Origin of the sequence: Loktanella sp. F6476L (assembly GCF_023015725.1) — a bacterium.
GTDB lineage: Bacteria > Pseudomonadota > Alphaproteobacteria > Rhodobacterales > Rhodobacteraceae > Yoonia.
The window spans coordinates 905,615-923,125 of record NZ_JALKAR010000001.1 but is presented as its reverse complement, the minus strand read 5'-3'; the positions used below and the strand labels follow the sequence as shown (position 1 = coordinate 923,125).

Below are 17,511 nucleotides of genomic sequence, written 5' to 3'. Positions count from 1 at the left end.
AAAATCCGCTTAACCAAAGGTTAACAGAACAAGATCAGAGCCGCGCCTACCCAGATTTAGTGAGTTTACACAGATAGAAACCGTCGGATTGGTCGTTTGGGTAAAGCTGCAAGATCGGTTCAGCGGACCAGCCTTCGTGATCACGTAAGAACCTGTCAACGACGCGCTGGTTTTCCTCCATAAGTACCGAGCAGGTCATGTAGTACAAATTGCCGCCGGTACGCACATGTTGAGACGCAGCCAAGATAACTTCAGATTGCAACGCACTGAAAGCAGATAGTTTCGCGGATGAAAAAGTCCACTTAGCTTCTGGATTTCGCCGCCATGTCCCGCTGCCGCTGCAAGGTGCGTCTGCGACAACCACATCGTAGCTGCTGTGGCGATCAAGCTCATCGGTATTCAGGACGTCAATCTGCACGCCCGCGCGATCTGCACGCGGCGCAATGTCCGCGGTTCTTTGAATGGCAACATCGTGGGCCGTCACGGCACAGTCGAACATGTCCGCAATCGCCAGCGCCTTACCACCGCCACCTGCACAATAATCCAAAACCGTCGCGCCGTCCGCAATGTCCAAGGCAGAAACAGCCATTTGGGACGCGGCGTCCTGGATTTCGATCAATCCAGTCGTGTAGGCCGTAGACAGTTTCACACGACGCGGATTGCTCATCACCCGCAGGCAACCCGCTTGGGTATCGTGTTCAACGACGTCCACGCCATCCTCCGATAACGACTGAATAGCCGCCTTTGTCGGACTACGTCGGGTGTTGACGCGTAAAAACAATGGCGCACGTTCCCTAAGGGTTAATGCGGTCTCTTCAGAGATTTCCCCAAGATCCGTTTGCCACTGATCCCAAAGCCATTCCGGCAAATCAACGGCATCGTGTTTTGACAAAGACTGTGCTGCATCCAAATGATCGTTTTCTTCTGCGGTAAGCGGAGACGGCGCATGCCCTTCGCCGGAAAACATTGTGGTCAGATCAACACCATCTTGATGCAGCGACCCAATCATCAACCCACGGCCTGTTAATGCACCACCAATCGCAGCGCTGGACGCGCGTTTGCGTAATGCATCAAAAACCAGATCGCGGAGTGCTGCGCGGTCTTTCGATCCGGCAAAACGGCTTCCCCTTGCCCAGTCAGACAAGGCTTTTTCCGCCGTCCGTCCAGCAAGAATGTCATCAAGAACGGTGATTGCAGCAGCAACACGGGCAGCGGGTGTCATGATCTATCCTTCGTAAGACGGATACACACCGTCGTTGCCTGTCGTTGCTGCCAGAAATCAACCGATCCGGTAATTCGGGCTTTCGCGCGTGATTTGCACGTCATGCACGTGGCTTTCCTTTAGCCCCGCGCCCGTGATCTTCACAAAGTTACAGCCTTTGCGCATTTCAGCCACAGTCGCATTGCCCGTGTAGCCCATAGCTGCCCGCAAGCCGCCCACCAACTGGTGAACAACAGCATTGGCAGACCCCTTATACGGAACCTGACCTTCGATACCTTCCGGCACCAGCTTGTCGCTCGCCGCGTCTTTCTGGAAATACCGATCAGCTGAACCGCGCGCCATCGCACCAAGCGATCCCATGCCACGATAGGATTTGAATGAACGCCCTTGGTAAAGGATAACCTCGCCCGGGCTTTCATCTGTGCCTGCGATCATTGATCCGACCATCGCACAGGACGCACCGGCCGCAATTGCCTTCGCAAAATCGCCAGAAAACTTGATGCCGCCGTCGGCAATCACTGGCGTGTCGCCTGCCGCCTTCGCGCAATCCATAATCGCTGTCAGCTGTGGAACACCAACGCCCGCAACCATGCGTGTCGTACATATAGACCCCGGTCCGATCCCGACTTTAACAGCATCTGCACCTGATCCAATCAGCGCCTTGGCCGCTTCGCCAGTTGCGATGTTACCCGCGACGATTTGCACGCCGCTGTTCAGCGCTTTGACCCGTTCAACCGCTTGTGCAACGCCTTCAGAATGGCCATGGGCCGTATCAACGACAATCATATCAACACCCGCGTCAATAAGCGCTTGCGACCGTTCAAACCCGCTGTCACCTACACCGGTTGCAGCGGCAACGCGCAAACGGCCAAGATCGTCTTTACAGGCAATCGGGTTCAAAACTGCTTGTTCGCTGTCTTTCAGTGTCAACAGACCTGTCAGTTTGCCAGCACCATCCGTGATCAGAAGTTTTTCGATCCGGCGTGCCTGCATGAGCGACCGCGCTTCATCCAGATCGGCAGGTTCTTGCAGGACCGCCAAGTCATTGGACGTCATCATTACCGAAACAGGTGTGTTTTCATCTTGCGCAAAGCGCATGTCGCGGTTGGTCACGATACCAACGACGCGGCCTTCAGGGCCAACAACAGGAAAACCTGTGATCCGGTAGCGTTCCATCAATGCCCGCGCATCTGCAAGCGTCTGATCGGGTGTCAGCGTTACGGGGTTGTAGACGGTGCCGGACACAAACCGCTTCACACGACGGATTTCCTTGGCCTGTTCATCAACCGTTAGGTTTTTGTGAACAACCCCCATGCCGCCAGCCTGCGCCATGGCAATCGCCATCTTGGCTTCGGTCACTGTATCCATCGCAGAGGACAACAGCGGAATGTTCATCGAAATGGATTTGGTAACCTGTGTGCGGGTATCCGCAGTTGACGGCATCACGCTAGATGCCCCCGGCACAAGCAACACGTCATCAAAGGTCAGCGCCTCGCGAATCTCCATCGTCATCTCCTTGGACAGTGGCATCGTTTGACACGGCCCTATCGCATGGTTGTGATCCAATCAAAAGGGCAAAACAGGCAATGTCGCTTGTAGTGGGATCATTTCCCGCCCATCGTCGCGAAATGCAGTCCGACTTACCCCCTAAAGCACCGTCATTGACCAAACCCGCGTGGTTCAGGGCTGTGATCTGGTTTGCCATGTTCACAGGCATTGTCATCGGTTTGCATACGTTCCTGAGCTGGGCGCAAAATTTCATCGGCGAAATGAATTCGATCTCGGGCACCATGACGATGGCAGGTATCATCGCCATCAGCCTGCTCATCTACGCCATCCTGATTGCGACGCCCTTTATGCCGGGTATCGAAGTCGGCATCGCATTGCTGCTGTTGCAGGGCGCTGCGGTCGCACCATTCGTCTACATTGCGACTGTGACCGGACTAATAGTCGCTTACCTCATTGGGCGCACCATTCCGTTGCCTTGGCTGCGTAAAATTTTCTGCGACCTTGGGCTACAAACAATCTGCACGTACCTTGATCGCATTGCAGAATCCAATCCTGCTGAACGCCTGGCCTCCCAACGCAAACTACTACCACGCTGGCTGTCGCGGCTGACCGTCGATTATCGATACGCAACGCTCGGCCTGCTTCTAAACGTGCCGGGGACGTTTGCCATTGGCGGTGGTGGCGGCATAATGATGGTTGCAGGTCTGTCGCGCTTATTTCGAGGCTGGGTCGTTTTGATCACCGTGATGATTGCGACGCTGCCGATCCCATTGATCGTTTGGATCGTCGGTGTTTCCGTCTTTGAAGGACGCTAAAACCAGTCACGATGCCGTTCTGCATAATCATTATGACGGTAATGGCCATTCCAGAAATCATCACGGCGGGATAGCCTATGGCTAACAACGAACAGGCCACACTTATGACGACTGATCCCCTCGTAATTTTTACGCCCTCCGGCAAACGCGGCAACTTTCCAGTTGGGACCCCGATCCTGACGGCAGCACGCCAGTTGGGGGTCGATCTCGATTCCGTTTGTGGCGGACGCGGAATTTGTTCGAAATGCCAGATTACGCCGTCTTATGGTGAATTTTCCAAACATGGCGTGACCGTGCATGAAAACGCGCTGTCAGAGTGGAACGCTGTCGAACAGCGCTATGACGATATTCGCGGACTGGCAAGAGGCCGCCGTCTTGGCTGCCAAGCCACTGTGCAAAACGATGTTGTCATCGACGTGCCAGAGACCAGCCAAGTCCATAAACAAGTTGTGCGCAAACGTGCGGAAGCCTGTGATATCACGCTCAACCCCACAACACGGCTTTACTACGTCGAAGTGGCAGAGCCAGACATGCACGACCCGTCAGGCGATCTGGAGAGGTTGATTACGGCATTGCGTCGGGATTGGGACCTGCCCGCACTCGAAGCTGATTTGACTGTTCTCAAGGCCCTGCAACCGGCGCTGCGCAAAGGCGAATGGAAAGTCACATGTGCGGTGCATCTGGGTGACGATACCTTTGCACCACGCATCATGCAGGTCTGGCCCGGATATTTTGACGGCGCGATCTACGGACTGGCCGTCGATTTGGGGTCAACGACAATCGCAGCACACCTATGTGATCTACATACAGGCGACGTCGTCGCATCATCCGGCATCATGAATCCGCAAATTCGTTTCGGTGAAGACCTGATGAGCCGCGTCAGTTATTCCATGATGAACGCCTCTGGTGCGGATGAAATGACCACTGCGGTCCAAGAAGGCATGAACGCGCTGTTTACACAGATTGCCGCAGAAGCGGAAATCGACCGTAACCAAATCATGGATGCGGTGTTTGTCTGTAATCCAGTCATGCACCACCTGTTCCTCGGCATTGATCCGTTTGAACTGGGACAAGCACCATTCGCGTTGGCAACGTCTGAATCGCTATCGCTGCGGGCGATTGAACTGAACCTGAACATCCACCCCGCTGCCCGTATCTACATCCTACCTTGCATCGCGGGCCATGTAGGTGCTGACGCGGCAGCTGTGGCTTTGTCTGAAGCTCCGAATAAATCCGACGATCTCGTGCTGGTTGTGGACGTGGGTACAAACGCCGAAATCCTGCTGGGTAACAAAGACAAAGTGCTCGCCTGTTCATCCCCCACGGGACCCGCCTTTGAAGGGGCGCAGATCAGCAGTGGCCAACGTGCGGCACCTGGTGCGATTGAAAGGGTCGAGATTGATCCGACCACAAAGACCCCACGTTTCAAGGTCATCGGATCTAATCTGTGGTCTGACAACCCCAAATTCGCAGAAGAAACCGCCAAAACAGGCGTCACAGGCATCTGCGGGTCCGGTATCATCGAAATGGTCGCAGAAATGCGCTTGGCAGGCATCGTCGATGCACCCGGCCTGATCGGATCGGCGGAACAAACCGGATCCCCCAATTGTTTTGAGGACGGACGGACTCAGTCGTATCTGGTGCATGACGGTACAGCCACAGGCGGACCGAAAATCACGGTGACAAACCGCGATATCCGCGAAATTCAGATGGCGAAGGCAGCGCTCTATTCCGGCGCGCGGCTGTTGATGGATAAGTTCGACGTTGATCAGGTCGACCGTGTCGTTCTTGCGGGGGCATTTGGGGCGCATATCTCGCCCAAACACGCGATGGTTTTGGGGATGATCCCTGATGCACCGTTAGACAAAGTGACTTCAGCCGGAAACGCAGCTGGTACGGGGGCGCGGATCGCGCTGCTTAATCGCAACGCACGTGCAGAAATTGAAGAAACGGTTCATAATATCCATAAGATCGAGACCGCCATTGAGCCGCGCTTCCAAGAGCATTTCGTGAATGCGTCTGCCATTCCCAACGCAGTTGAACCATTCCCGATCCTGAATTCGATCGTCACCCTCCCGACCGTTACGCATAACACAGGAGGTGCGGATACCGGCGGCGGACGTCGACGCAGACGACGCGGCTGAGATCGCTAACCGCTTGGGGGCCAGCCCCCAAACCCCCGGGATATTTGGGGCCAAAAGAAGGGCATGTTGCGCGTCATTTCGCGGGTGTTGCTCCGATTATGCGTTGACGGCCCCGAACCGCTTGGCTATCCCGACGACAGCGCGCGGGTATGGTGAAAAGGTATCACGAAAGCTTCCCAAGCTTCAGTTACGAGTTCGATTCTCGTTACCCGCTCCAAAAACAAATCATACCCAAAATAAGCATTTGATTTCAAAAGATTTTACAAAAAAAATCCCGCAACACTCTATTTCCATCAAAATCCCGCAACATTTACCGCAACAAATCCCGCACTAAAGTTCGGAATTGATGTTCTTGGGGTTGTGTTAAGCCATCTAACTGGCACAAGCTAGAATTGTATTTTTTAGGAATTGTTATGCCAATTAAGATAGGTTCAGAAAACGAAGCTTGGGACGTTCTTTCACAATTAATTGATGGTGCGTTAGACATTCATTCAATTGAAGAGTTGGAGTTCGGCGACTGGGTAAAATCAAGCGTATACATTCCAGAAGAGCGATACGACTCCGCCTTAAACACATATATGATGCAGGGGTGGCAAGATGCCCAAAGAGCCCTCTATCGAAGCTATGCAATAGCCGCTAAAGGTGCGGACGATGCGCGGTCTCTGACTGATTTAGAGCGCGAAAAACTCGAACTGGTCGTTAAAGTCAAAAGTGGAAGTTCTGATCAAGAAGCCGATTTAGGCGATATTTTAAAGGAAGCTGTTATTGCAGCGGTAGGTAAAATGGAACCAAAACAAATCGCGATTGTATTGATTGTTGCTATACTAGCTTGGACCGGCGTGACCGTAACTCGTCACTGGCTAACCAAGCGGGCAGAAACCAAACTCGCAGAGATCAATGCAGGGTCTAAACGTGACACGGATCAACTCATAGCAAAAGCATTTGAAACAGTTCAGAAAGTTGCAGTCGATCAGGGCCGCGCAGATTTGATCGCCAAGGCAACTAGAGCTAACCCCACGCTTCAAATATTCACAGAAGAAGCGGAAGTCGCTCGCCATTCGATGGTAAAACACTCTTCACAATCTGACGCGGTAGTTAACGGGGTCAATATTCCGGCAGACGTTGGTAGAAACGTTACGCGGGAAAAGCGAACCGAGTCTGTAGACGAGCGCCGCGATGGTACCTATCGCATCCAAAAAGTTGACACCACTGTTGCAGACGGATTCCGTGTTTTCGTCGTGAATAGTGATACTGCTGAATCCTTTGCGGCAGACGTACAAGAAGTGATGTCCTCCCTAAAGGATCGCGACGTCATAAAAGAAGCGGAATGGAGTAAAGCGCCTGTCAGTTTGCAAATCAACGCAAAGGTAAAGAAGGGTGTTGTTCAAGAGGCTGTCATCCTTCGAGCAGAGCGTTTGGAAGTCGAAGACGATCCCGCAACAAATCCCGCAACAATGGAATAGGGTGGAGCATTGCAAGCGCCTGCAAGATACTGTTATAAATCAATATAATCGCGGGTATGAGCTTGGTACCAAAGTCGTTACCCGCTCCACTCTCTTCCCGCATCATTTTTGATCAAAGGAAGACCCTATGTCCGACACCATCACCCGTATCGATTCCGGCCCGCGTATGAGCCAAGCTGTTGTCCACGGCGGCGTTGCCTATCTTGCTGGCCAAGTGGGTGCCGAAGGCGGGACTGTAACCGAGCAAACCCAAGCTGTGCTTGAAAAAGTGGACGCATTGCTGGCCAAAGTCGGATCAGACAAAACCAAGTTGCTGACGGCACAAATCTGGGTTGCCAACATTGCGACGGACTTTGCCGACATGAACGCCGTTTGGGACGCGTGGGTTGCCCCAAGACATGCACCAGCGCGTTGGACTGGCGAAGCGAAACTGGCGACAACTGGCTACAAAGTTGAAATCATCGTCACGGCCGCGGTCTAAGATGACCGCGCCATTTTTGACGCCTCTGTTGTCCGATGATCTTCGGTCGTTAGGGATTCCGGAGCCATGGTCATATGGCATGGCGGATCGGGTACGATTTGGTGAGATCGACGCATTGGGCCACGTGAACAACGTGGTCTATTTGCGGTGGTATGAAACGTTGCGCGTGAATTACCTGAAGGATTATGGGGTCTACGACCTTGCGGGTCCCGATCCAAAAATCGTTGTGAAAACAGTCGGCTTAGACTTCAAAGCTGAAGTTAAAGCTGACGATGGCTACATCAATTTGGCGCGAACTGTCGAAATGCGGAACACCAGCTTTACGATGCAATACGCGACGCTTGTGAACGGTCAGATCACGACAACAGGCCATGCCGTCGTCGTGTTGCTCAATGCTGATAACACAAAACGTGCGTTACCGGATGCGCTGCGGGCCACATTCGCAGCCCGCGACGGTGTGCTTCAAATCTGATCAGACGCCGTTTGTCTGTAGAAAACCAACAAGGGCGGCAGTGGAGCCGTCCTTCGCATCTGTGCCTTGGGTGCCTTCAACAACGGGTTGCAAAGCCGTGGCCAGTTCTTTGCCAAGCTCAACGCCCCACTGGTCGTAAGAATTAATGCCAAGCACAACGCCTTCGACAAAAACCCGATGTTCGTACAGCGCGATGATCTGGCCCAGCACAAACGGGGTCAATTGCGGATAGGCCAGCGTGACTGACGGGCGGTTGCCTGGGAACACACGATGTTTCGCTTGGCGTTCGAGTTCTTCACCTTCGAACTTGTCGGCGACTTTTTCCCGCGCTTCGCCCAATGTGCGACCTTTCATCAAGGCTTCGGATTGGGCAAGGCAATTGGCCACCAAGAGCTGGTGTTGATGATGCAGATCGTCTTCGTGACCACGCGCAGCAACAAGGAATTCGCAAGGCACAACCCGAGTGCCTTGGTGGATCAATTGATAGAACGCATGCTGTCCGTTGGTACCCGGTTCGCCCCAGACAACGGGACCGGATGGAACATCCAAATCAACGCCTGCCATGTCGACGCCCTTGCCATTGCTTTCCATCTCCAATTGTTGAAGATAGGCTGGTAACCGCATGAGATTGTTATCATAAGGCAGCACAGCGCGCGTTGTGTAACCGCAAATCTGGTTGTGCCAAATCCCGACAGCCGCGAGCATGGCGGGTACATTTTCCGACCAATCGGCGGATTTGAAATGCACGTCCATCGCCTGACCGCCACGCAGAAACGCTTTAAACGCATCCGGACCAATTGCGATCATCAGAGACAGGCCAATCGGGCCCCACAATGAATAACGCCCCCCGACCCAATCTTCAAAACCAAAGACCCGTTCAGACGCGATGCCAAAGGCCGCTGTCTTGTCTTCGGCTGTCGAAAGCGCTGCGAATTGCGCACCCGTGTCCGACACCGTTCCGGCCATCCAAGCCTGCGCAGTGCGTGCATTTGTCATCGTCTCGATCGTCGTGAACGTCTTGGACGCAACGATCACCAACGTCGTCGCTGGATCGCATGTTCGCAAGACAGACGCGATATCCGCCGGATCGACGTTCGACACGAAATGGCAGCGGGGTCCATCATGATACGGGGCCAAGGCCTTCACCGCCATCGCAGGACCAAGGTCGGACCCCCCAATACCGATATTCACCACATCTGTGATCTGGCCACCCTCCCCTTTGAACGTGCCGTCGCGGACAGAAGTCGAAAAGTCGGACATAGCATCCAGTGTGCCAAGAACGCCGGGCATGACGTCTTCCCCGTCAACCATTACGGGTCCACCATCAAGGTTCCGCAGGGCCGTATGCAGAACGGCACGCCCTTCGGTTTCGTTGATCGCTATCCCTGCAAACATCGCATCGCGCTTTGCAGCGACACCTGCTTCGTTAAGCAAATCAATCAGTAATGCGCGGCCAGTCGCGTCGATATTCGTCTTCGCATAGTCAAAGCGCATATCACCAGCGGCTGCGCTAAAATCATTAGCACGGTGCGCGTCGACCAAATCAATGAAACGACGCTCTGCGACCTCAGCGTGGTGTTTTTTCAGTGCGTTCCACATCGTCTTATGCCTTTGCCCAGTGAACTGTTGAGCCCTGCAAGATCGCCGATACCGGTGCATCCTCTGGCAACATTGTTGCCGCTTTTTCCAAGGCTTCGCGCTTTTCATCGCCGATGATGACAATGTGACGGCTCATCGCACCATTCAACACGGATGCCGACAATGTGACGCGTGGTTCCGGCGCACCTGGGGCCCGCATCGGCACCAATGTTGCGTCAGTGGTTAACGCTTCTTGAAGTTTGTCTGCGCCTGGGAAAATGCTGGCGGTGTGCATATCCGCGCCCATGCCCAGCAACATCACGGAAATCGGCAGGTTTGGTGCGATGGCATCTGTTAAACTCGGAATACCCTCTTCGGGCGTTTCAACAGGCGCATAGAGCGGTAGATACGTCGCTTCACCCGCCTTTTCGATCAAAAGCCGTTCGCGCAGCAGTCGTGTGTTCGACCGTTCAGACGTTTCAGGCACCCAGCGTTCATCTGTCAGCATGACACTAACCCGCGACCAATCAAGATCAACGGCACAAAGAGCGTCAAAAATCGGACCCGGCGTCGTACCACCCGGTACAGCAAATGACGCACGGTCGTGTGTCAGCAGCGCGTTCTTCAATTCGCCCGCCAGAACGTTGGCAAGGTCAATCATCATCATTTCAGCGTCAGGGTATTCCGTGAACTTCATCGTCTTATCCTTTGATATCACGCCATTTACGGCCATCGCGATGGAGCAGCATCAGCGCATCATCAGGACCGCTAGACCCAGCGTCGTATGTCTTTGGCACATCGTTGCGCGCTTCCCAACCCGCTATAATGGGATCGGTCCATGACCATGCGGCCTCTACTTCGTCACCGCGCATAAACAGTGTTTGGTTGCCGCGGATGACGTCCATGATCAGACGCTCGTAGGCATCTGTGACCTCAACATCGGTATCACCCAAAGCTTCGGCAAATGTCATATCCAAAGGCACGTTCACCAGACGCATCCCGCCCGGACCCGGTTCTTTGATCGTGACCTGCAGGTCCATACCTTCGTTTGGCTGCAACCGAATGGACAGAATGTTCTGTTGTTCATCCTGACCCTCAAAGATGGAGTGCCCCAGCGGTTTGAAAACCACAGCAATTTCGGACGCACGTGCCTTCATACGCTTGCCTGTACGCAGATAGAACGGCACACCAGACCACCGCCAGTTCGAGATATGACACTTCATCGCGATGAAGCTTTCAGTAAAGCTGCGCGGGTTTTCCGCGTCTTCACGATAGCTTGGGCCGTCAGCGTTTGCATCATATTGTCCACGGACCAGATGATGCGGCTCAATCGGTTCTAACGCGCGGATAACTTTGAGTTTTTCGTCACGCACTTCATCTGCACCAAACTGCGACGGTGGTTCCATCGCGATCAGGCACAGCAGCTGCATCAAGTGGTTTTGAACCATATCACGCATTGCGCCAGATTTATCGTAGTACGCACCACGCCCGCCAACGCTGACCGTTTCAGCAACAGTGATCTGAATGTGGTCGACGTAGTGATTGTTCCAAAGCGGTTCAAACAATACATTGCCAAAACGGACAGCCATGAGGTTTTGAACCGTTTCTTTACCGAGGTAATGATCGATCCGGTAAATCTGGCTTTCATCAAAATGCAGCGCCAGAACGGCATTCAATTTGCGTGCGGTCTCAAGATCACGACCAAATGGCTTTTCAACGACAATACGGCTGTTGCTTTTCGCAATCTCATGGCGATGCAGGCGTTCGGCAAGGTCACCGAACAAAGACGGCGCCACGGAAAAGTAAAACGCCTGAACCACGTCACTACGCACAAGTTTAGCAAGATCGGCCCAGCCGCCTTCGCCTTTTGCATCAATCGGCACATATTCAAGCTGCGCCAAAAACGCCTCTAGGCCCTTCAAATCTTTTGACTCTTCGCCACCGAATTCTTTGATGGCATCACGGATCATGTCCCGGAATCCCTGAGAATTGATATCAGAACGCGCAGCCCCAATAATCCGAGATTGCGAAGGCATCTGTGAAGATAAGAAACGCCGGAACAATCCAGGCAAAATTTTGCGGCGGGCAAGGTCCCCAGTGCCACCAAAAATAACGAGATCAAAATCCTCGACCGGAATCACGCGCGCGACCATAGTATGCCCTCTTCAATTTCCGTTAGCGCTAACGCGTTCCGTTTAGCGGGCGCATCTTGTGAAGTCTAGCAAACAGTTGAAGCCAGACACATTATGCTTCCAGTTCAGCATCCCAATATAGAAAATCGACCCAACTTTTATGCAGATGGTTCGGCGGGAATTTGCGCCCGTTGTTTTGCAGTTGTGATGCATCCGGCTGGCGTGGTGGTTTGCGCAGGTGCATACCACTTTGACGCAGGCTTTTCGATCCCTTTCGTAGATTGCACGGACTACAGGCCGCCACTACGTTGATCCACGACGTAATCCCGCCACTAGCGCGCGGGACAACGTGATCGAACGTCAGATCACCCTTGCTCCCGCAATACTGACACCGAAATTCGTCCCGCAAAAAAAGGTTAAACCGCGTAAATGCGACTGTCCGCTGTGGTTTGACGTAATCGCGCAAAACTACCACCGACGGAATTTTAATTTCTGTAGACGGGCTATGCACGATTTCATCATATTCAGCGATAATGTCGACGCGATCCAGCCACGCGGCTTTCACAGCATCCTGCCAAGGCCATAAGGATAATGGGTAGTAAGACAAAGGCCGATAATCTGCATTAAGCACCAATGCTGGAAAATGCTTCAAATCCGCCGCGTCGCGTACAAAGTTAGTTCGAAAGTCACCGTTCATGGTCAAAAACATCCCTGCTCTGTCGCCCGGAGGTGCAGAGCGGGAGCCCCGCTCCGGCCGCTTGACAAAACTATATCTTGTGTATTTCAAAGGGCAACGGCCAATTGAGATCACACATATGGGACAGATGACCGCATCACATGACAAGGGTGTGACGGTTTGTTAAGCGATTGCATCACGCACGCCCGCATGGCGCGGACGCGATACGTTGACGTCACCGATATGGGCCATAGCGAACCGACTGCGCCCCGCTGCTTTTGCATCATACATCGCAGCGTCGGCCAACTGGAACGCACGGCGCATTGTGACACCACCATCGACCGCCAAAATACCGGCCGATACCGTTACGGCGACTTTTTCGTCACCTCCGACCGAGACCTGAACCCCCTGGCAAATCTTTCCAATCCAATCCTGCACCTGCGGAAGCGATGTCTGCTTGAACAAAATGCCAAATTCTTCGCCACCCAGACGCGCGCATTGGGTGTCTTCGGGCAGAACCGCCCGAAAATGATCAGAAATTGCTATTAGGCATGCATCACCAGTATCGTGGCCATGGGTATCATTGATCGCCTTGAAGTGATCCAAATCCAGAAGAACCATGATCATGCCTTGCCGCAGCTCTGGCGGGCATTGCTCGAGGAACCACCTGCGATTGGGCAATTGCGTAAGCTGGTCAGTGGTGGCCTGCGTATAAAGTTTTTCCTGCAATGCGTTTAGGTGCTGGATGAGCAGCAGCGCCAACGTGCTCATCGGCAGGGCCGTAAAGGCCGCCGCCTGTAGGTTGTAAGCGAACGTATTCGCGTCCGCCTAGCCATGTGACAGCACGGCACGGGTATGGTTCAACATCCCCGAAAGAAGGACAAAAATAACTAGCTTGAACAAAAAGTCCAACCTATTTGTTGGCGCAATTAATCTTACAAATCGTTCCATGACGCACCCCGATACCGCGCGAACCATGGCGAACAATTCTTACGATTGTTTTAACTTACGCCCAAACGTTCTTGCATAAAGGCCAATGCGACTTGCAGCCCGTCCGGTGCGATCCCATGCCCTGTCCCTTTCATCACGTGCGCATACACTTCTTTCCAACCGGCTTCTTGCAATGCTTCGGCCGCAAGCGGCAGCGATTGAGGTGGCACAACGTCGTCCTGATCACCGTGAATCAACAGCACGGGCGGTTTGCATTGCACTTCGTCAGCCAGCAATTCCGGTTCGAGCAATCGACCAGAGAACGCCGTGATACCTGCAACTGCATCTTCGCGCCGTGGCAGCACATGCAACGCCATCATCGTGCCTTGGCTAAACCCGAGCACCATGACCTGTTCCGGCAGCAGGTCTTCGTCAACCATCACACCGTCCAGAAAAGCGTTCAGATCATCCGCAGCGCGGTCTAGCCCTGCTTTTGATTCTTCCTCAGAAGACCCATCAATCCACGGGATCGGAAACCATTGGAAACCCATCGGCGATCCGGCACAATCCTCTGGTGCGTCAGGCGACAAAAACAACGTGTCCGGCAGGTGTTCAGCCAACGGGTCAGCCAAGCCCAACAAGTCTGCCCCGTTGGCACCGTAACCGTGCAGGAAAACCACCGCAGATCTGATCTCGCCTGATACCGGCTCACGCCGTCCTGCTGTAAGTGCCCGTGTCATCTGATACCGTCCCTTTGTTTCATTTCAGCGTAGTACGCCCATAAAAGCCGTGCCGCAACCGACCGCCAAGGCGACCATGTGACTGCCATTTGGCGCAGTTCTTTTTCTTTTGGCCGTTCCGGTAAATCGAACAGGTCCTGGGCTGCAATCTGAATCGCAAGATCACCGGCGGCCAACACATCGGGTCGCCCAAGCGAGAATTTCGTGTAAATCTCCGCAGTCCAAAGCCCGATCCCTTTGACGGCAGTCAGTGTTTCGATCACCTCTTGATCCGGTAAGTTCCGCAAAGCGTCGTAGTCAATCTGCGCGTTCGCAAGCGCGTGAGCATAAAGCGCCTTTTGGCGGCTCAGCCCCAACGCCCGCAGATCCTCTGGTGTTGCGGCGAGAACCGCATCCGGCTGATCCATGCCCGCAGCGACCATCTGCGCCCATGTCGCTTCAGCAGAAGCCACACTGACCTGTTGCCCCAAGATCACCGACATCACCTGCCCAAACCCTTCGGGCTGCAACCGTAGCGGCAAAGGCGACAATCGCGGCGCAACGGCAGCAAACTTTGGTTCGATTTTGCAAAGCGCATGTAGTCCCAGCGCAACGTCAGCATCTGATAGAATGATGTCAGACATGGGCTTTGGCCCAAACAAGCGCGTCTTCCACTTTGTCCAGTTTTACGCCGTCTGGCATCAGCGGTCGCTTTATCATCAAGACGGGTATCCCAAGCTGCCGAGCAGCAGTCAGCTTTGTCTCACTTCGCGCCCCACCTGCGTTCTTCACGATAAGCCAATCCACACCAAGCCGTTCAAACAAAGCGACCTCGTCCGCTACCGGAAACGGCGGACGTCCAACCAGAAATTCGCCCCCTTCAAAAGGAAACGGTCCTGTTGGCGGGTCAATCTGCCGACAAATCACACGACAGCCCTGTAGGTTCGCAAATCGGTCCAGCGTCTGACGGCCTGTTCCTAGGAAGACCGTTTGGCCTTCAGTTACAAATTCCGCAGCTTCAGCCTCCGATGTGATTTGGGTCCAGTTATCGCCGTCCTGCGGCTCCCACGGAGCCCGCAAGAACTGTGCATAGTCCAGTCCCAATTCCGCACAAATCGCTGCCGTTCTATCTGTGATCCGGTGTGCAAATGGATGCGTCGCATCCAAAATCGCTGTGATCCCAGCCTCTTCAAGATATGCCCGAAACCCGTCCGCGCTGCCAAAGCCACCTACGCGCGTAGGAATTGCCAGCGCCTTTGGCTGGCGCGTCGCCCCTGCCAAAGACGCAACCGCATCAATGCTCGTCTTGGCCAAACCTTTAGCGATATCCTTTGCTTCTCCGGTTCCAGCTAATAGCAATAACGTCATGCGCCTGCCCGCCCGATAATTGCACCTGACCGATCAATCACCACGACATCAAATGTCATGCCCGCGTAGGTCTGCGTGACACGGTCTAAGGCGCGCTGGGCAATCACATTGGCAAACGGTGCGCCAGCGATTGTATAAGCCTCTAACGCAGTATTTGCCTTGGCCAACCGCGGATCATCCATCATCTGTGCTAGATCGTCGAAATCCACCTGCGAACGTGACGAATGGAGATCAACGGCCCCCTGCGCGAGCTTTGTCAACTTGCCGATACCGCCGCCAATCGTGACACGCTCAATTGGTTTTTTGGCCAGATATTTCAGCATACCACCCGCGAAATCGCCCATATCCAACATCGCGTGATCCGGCAGACCGTACAGTTGTTGGACTGTGGTTTCTGAGGTCGCCCCCGTACACCCCGCCACATGCGTCAGCCCATCAGCGCGGGCCACGTCGACACCGCGATGGATCGACGCAATCCAAGCGGCACAAGAAAACGGACGGACAATTCCGGTTGTGCCAAGGATCGACAGCCCCCCTTTGATCCCCAACCGCGGGTTCCACGTTTTTTCGGCAATGGCAGCGCCACCCGGAACGGAAATCTCAATCTCGACGTCAGGGGATTGGGCACAATCAGCCGCCACTTCGGCGACGACATCATCCATCATCGCGCGCGGCACAGGATTGATCGCGGGTTCGCCAACGGCAATCGGTAGCCCTGCTTTTGTGACAGTCCCGACGCCTTCGCCTGCGCGAAACTGGATGCCACCATCTGACGCCGAAACCGTCGCAATGATCATCGCTTGATGCGTAACATCAGGATCGTCACCCGCGTCTTTCACAATACCAACCGAAACCCAGCCATCACCCCGTTCGGATTGCGCAATCTGGGGCGAGAACGTTTCACCTTTCGGCAAAACAATCGTAACGCTGTCAGGCACTTGCCCACGCCACAGGCCAATCAACGCAGCCTTTGTGGCGGCGGTGGCACAAGCCCCTGTGGTCCAGCCACGGCGCAACTCTCCCACGGGTTTGCGTGTCATACGCCGGACTATAATGTCGCAATGACGTGCCGCCAATGTGAATTAACAGGTCGCTTGAACTCTTTTCAACGGGGACCAAGCGCGGCATAAGCAAAGCATGACTACTAACGTCCCCCTTCCCGCCCACGCATGGCCGCAACTGGAACCTGGTTGGGTCTGGCTTTGTGGCGCAGGCCCCGGTGATCCAGGGCTGTTGACCTTGCATGCCGTGAACGCGCTGCGCCAAGCCGACGTGGTGATCTATGACGCGCTGGTTCAGGAAGCGATCCTTGAATGGGCGCCGCAAGCCGAACATATTTACGCGGGCAAACGCGGTGGCAAACCGTCTGCAAAACAACGCGATATTTCACTGCGCTTGGTTGATCTGGCACGCGAAGGCAAACGGGTACTGCGTCTTAAAGGCGGCGATCCCTTTGTGTTCGGTCGTGGCGGCGAAGAAGCGCAAACGCTCGTCCAACATGACGTGCCTGTCCGGATCATTCCCGGCATTTCAGCCGGCATCGGCGGTTTAGCCTACGCAGGCATTCCCGTTACGCACCGCGATGTGAACCAATCTGTCACCTTCATCACCGGCCACGACCAATCAGGCAACGCAACGGGATCTCTGAATTGGCAAGCGATCAGCGATGGTTCGCAAGTGCTCGTAATTTATATGGGCATGAAACACATCGCCCAGATTAGCAGCAAACTGATCGCAGCGGGCCGCCCGTTGTCCGAACCAGTCGCGGTTGTCACAACGGCAACGACTGACGACCAACGGGTGCTCGAAACCACGCTTGGCACAATTGTCGCTGACATCGCAGCAGCCGGAATGGAACCGCCGGCGATCATCTGCGTTGGATCATCTGTTTTGATGCGTCAGGTTCTTGATTGGCAAGGCATGGCGGCAGGTGAACCACCTCGGAACCTCGACCCTTTGGGACGCGGGCGGCCAGCCGAGTCGGCATGATCAGGTGACGACA

17 protein-coding genes and 1 tRNA gene are annotated in these 17,511 nt (G+C 54.3%); 7 read left to right on the top strand and 11 right to left on the bottom strand.

Annotated elements, in window-relative coordinates; translation table 11 throughout:
• Positions 1-46 precede the first annotated feature (46 nt).
• Both MWU61_RS04635 and guaB read right to left on the bottom strand, forming a co-directional pair.
• Positions 47-1,222 carry an RsmB/NOP family class I SAM-dependent RNA methyltransferase gene (locus tag MWU61_RS04635; RefSeq protein ID WP_247127071.1) on the bottom strand — a complete coding sequence of 392 codons (1,176 nt, stop codon included), beginning with the start codon at positions 1,220-1,222 and terminating at the stop codon, positions 47-49.
• A 57-nt stretch (positions 1,223-1,279) separates the two neighbouring features.
• Complete coding sequence (gene guaB / locus MWU61_RS04630; RefSeq protein ID WP_247127219.1) at positions 1,280-2,728, bottom strand: IMP dehydrogenase; 1,449 nt, start codon at positions 2,726-2,728, stop codon at positions 1,280-1,282.
• An 80-nt stretch (positions 2,729-2,808) separates the two neighbouring features.
• On the opposite strand from guaB, the gene MWU61_RS04625 reads away from it, so the two are divergent.
• From MWU61_RS04625 to MWU61_RS04600, 6 genes are all read left to right on the top strand, one after another.
• On the top strand, positions 2,809-3,546 hold the full coding sequence (locus MWU61_RS04625) for a hypothetical protein (protein ID WP_247127070.1): 738 nt from the start codon (positions 2,809-2,811) through the stop codon (positions 3,544-3,546).
• A gap of 104 nt (positions 3,547-3,650) precedes the next feature.
• Entirely contained in the window at positions 3,651-5,690 is a 2,040-nt protein-coding gene (locus MWU61_RS04620; protein ID WP_247127069.1) for an ASKHA domain-containing protein, read from the top strand.
• 143 nt (positions 5,691-5,833) lie between these two features.
• Positions 5,834-5,907, top strand: a tRNA-Gly gene (locus MWU61_RS04615).
• A 196-nt stretch (positions 5,908-6,103) separates the two neighbouring features.
• Positions 6,104-7,153, top strand: coding sequence for a hypothetical protein (locus MWU61_RS04610; protein WP_247127068.1), 1,050 nt, complete (start codon positions 6,104-6,106; stop codon positions 7,151-7,153).
• A gap of 127 nt (positions 7,154-7,280) precedes the next feature.
• Positions 7,281-7,634: a RidA family protein gene (locus tag MWU61_RS04605; RefSeq protein WP_247127067.1), complete on the top strand. Its 354-nt coding sequence runs from the start codon at positions 7,281-7,283 to the stop codon at positions 7,632-7,634.
• Between the two features lies 1 nt (position 7,635).
• Positions 7,636-8,106 carry a thioesterase family protein gene (locus MWU61_RS04600; protein ID WP_247127066.1) on the top strand — a complete coding sequence of 157 codons (471 nt, stop codon included), beginning with the start codon at positions 7,636-7,638 and terminating at the stop codon, positions 8,104-8,106.
• Here the strand turns inward: MWU61_RS04600 and pgi are convergent, their stop codons facing one another.
• The 9 genes from pgi to MWU61_RS04555 all read right to left on the bottom strand — a co-directional run bounded on the left by pgi (position 8,107) and on the right by MWU61_RS04555 (position 16,549).
• On the bottom strand, positions 8,107-9,705 hold the full coding sequence (gene pgi / locus MWU61_RS04595; RefSeq protein WP_247127065.1) for a glucose-6-phosphate isomerase: 1,599 nt from the start codon (positions 9,703-9,705) through the stop codon (positions 8,107-8,109).
• 4 nt (positions 9,706-9,709) lie between these two features.
• A complete protein-coding gene (gene pgl, locus MWU61_RS04590; RefSeq protein WP_247127064.1) occupies positions 9,710-10,381 on the bottom strand; it encodes a 6-phosphogluconolactonase in 672 nt (223 codons plus the stop codon).
• A gap of 4 nt (positions 10,382-10,385) precedes the next feature.
• Positions 10,386-11,837, bottom strand: coding sequence for a glucose-6-phosphate dehydrogenase (gene zwf / locus MWU61_RS04585; RefSeq protein ID WP_247127063.1), 1,452 nt, complete (start codon positions 11,835-11,837; stop codon positions 10,386-10,388).
• Positions 11,838-11,928: 91 nt separating this feature from the next.
• Positions 11,929-12,513: an HNH endonuclease gene (locus MWU61_RS04580; protein WP_247127218.1), complete on the bottom strand. Its 585-nt coding sequence runs from the start codon at positions 12,511-12,513 to the stop codon at positions 11,929-11,931.
• Positions 12,514-12,675: 162 nt separating this feature from the next.
• On the bottom strand, positions 12,676-13,263 hold the full coding sequence (locus MWU61_RS04575) for a GGDEF domain-containing protein (protein ID WP_247127062.1): 588 nt from the start codon (positions 13,261-13,263) through the stop codon (positions 12,676-12,678).
• Positions 13,264-13,493: 230 nt separating this feature from the next.
• Positions 13,494-14,162, bottom strand: a complete 669-nt coding sequence (locus MWU61_RS04570; protein ID WP_247127061.1) for an alpha/beta fold hydrolase — start codon at positions 14,160-14,162, stop codon at positions 13,494-13,496.
• Positions 14,159-14,785 (bottom strand): DNA-3-methyladenine glycosylase 2 family protein, encoded by a 627-nt coding sequence (locus MWU61_RS04565; protein WP_247127060.1) that lies wholly within the window; start codon positions 14,783-14,785, stop codon positions 14,159-14,161. Before MWU61_RS04565 ends, MWU61_RS04570 begins: the two co-directional genes overlap by 4 nt.
• Complete coding sequence (locus tag MWU61_RS04560) at positions 14,778-15,509, bottom strand: cobalt-precorrin-6A reductase (protein ID WP_247127059.1); 732 nt, start codon at positions 15,507-15,509, stop codon at positions 14,778-14,780. Before MWU61_RS04560 ends, MWU61_RS04565 begins: the two co-directional genes overlap by 8 nt.
• The gene (locus MWU61_RS04555; RefSeq protein ID WP_247127058.1) at positions 15,506-16,549 is read right to left on the bottom strand and encodes a cobalt-precorrin-5B (C(1))-methyltransferase; all 1,044 of its coding nucleotides are present in this window, start codon (positions 16,547-16,549) and stop codon (positions 15,506-15,508) included. Before MWU61_RS04555 ends, MWU61_RS04560 begins: the two co-directional genes overlap by 4 nt.
• A gap of 97 nt (positions 16,550-16,646) precedes the next feature.
• On the opposite strand from MWU61_RS04555, the gene cobA reads away from it, so the two are divergent.
• Entirely contained in the window at positions 16,647-17,498 is an 852-nt protein-coding gene (gene cobA / locus MWU61_RS04550) for a uroporphyrinogen-III C-methyltransferase (protein ID WP_247127057.1), read from the top strand.
• The last annotated feature ends 13 nt before the right edge of the window (positions 17,499-17,511 follow it).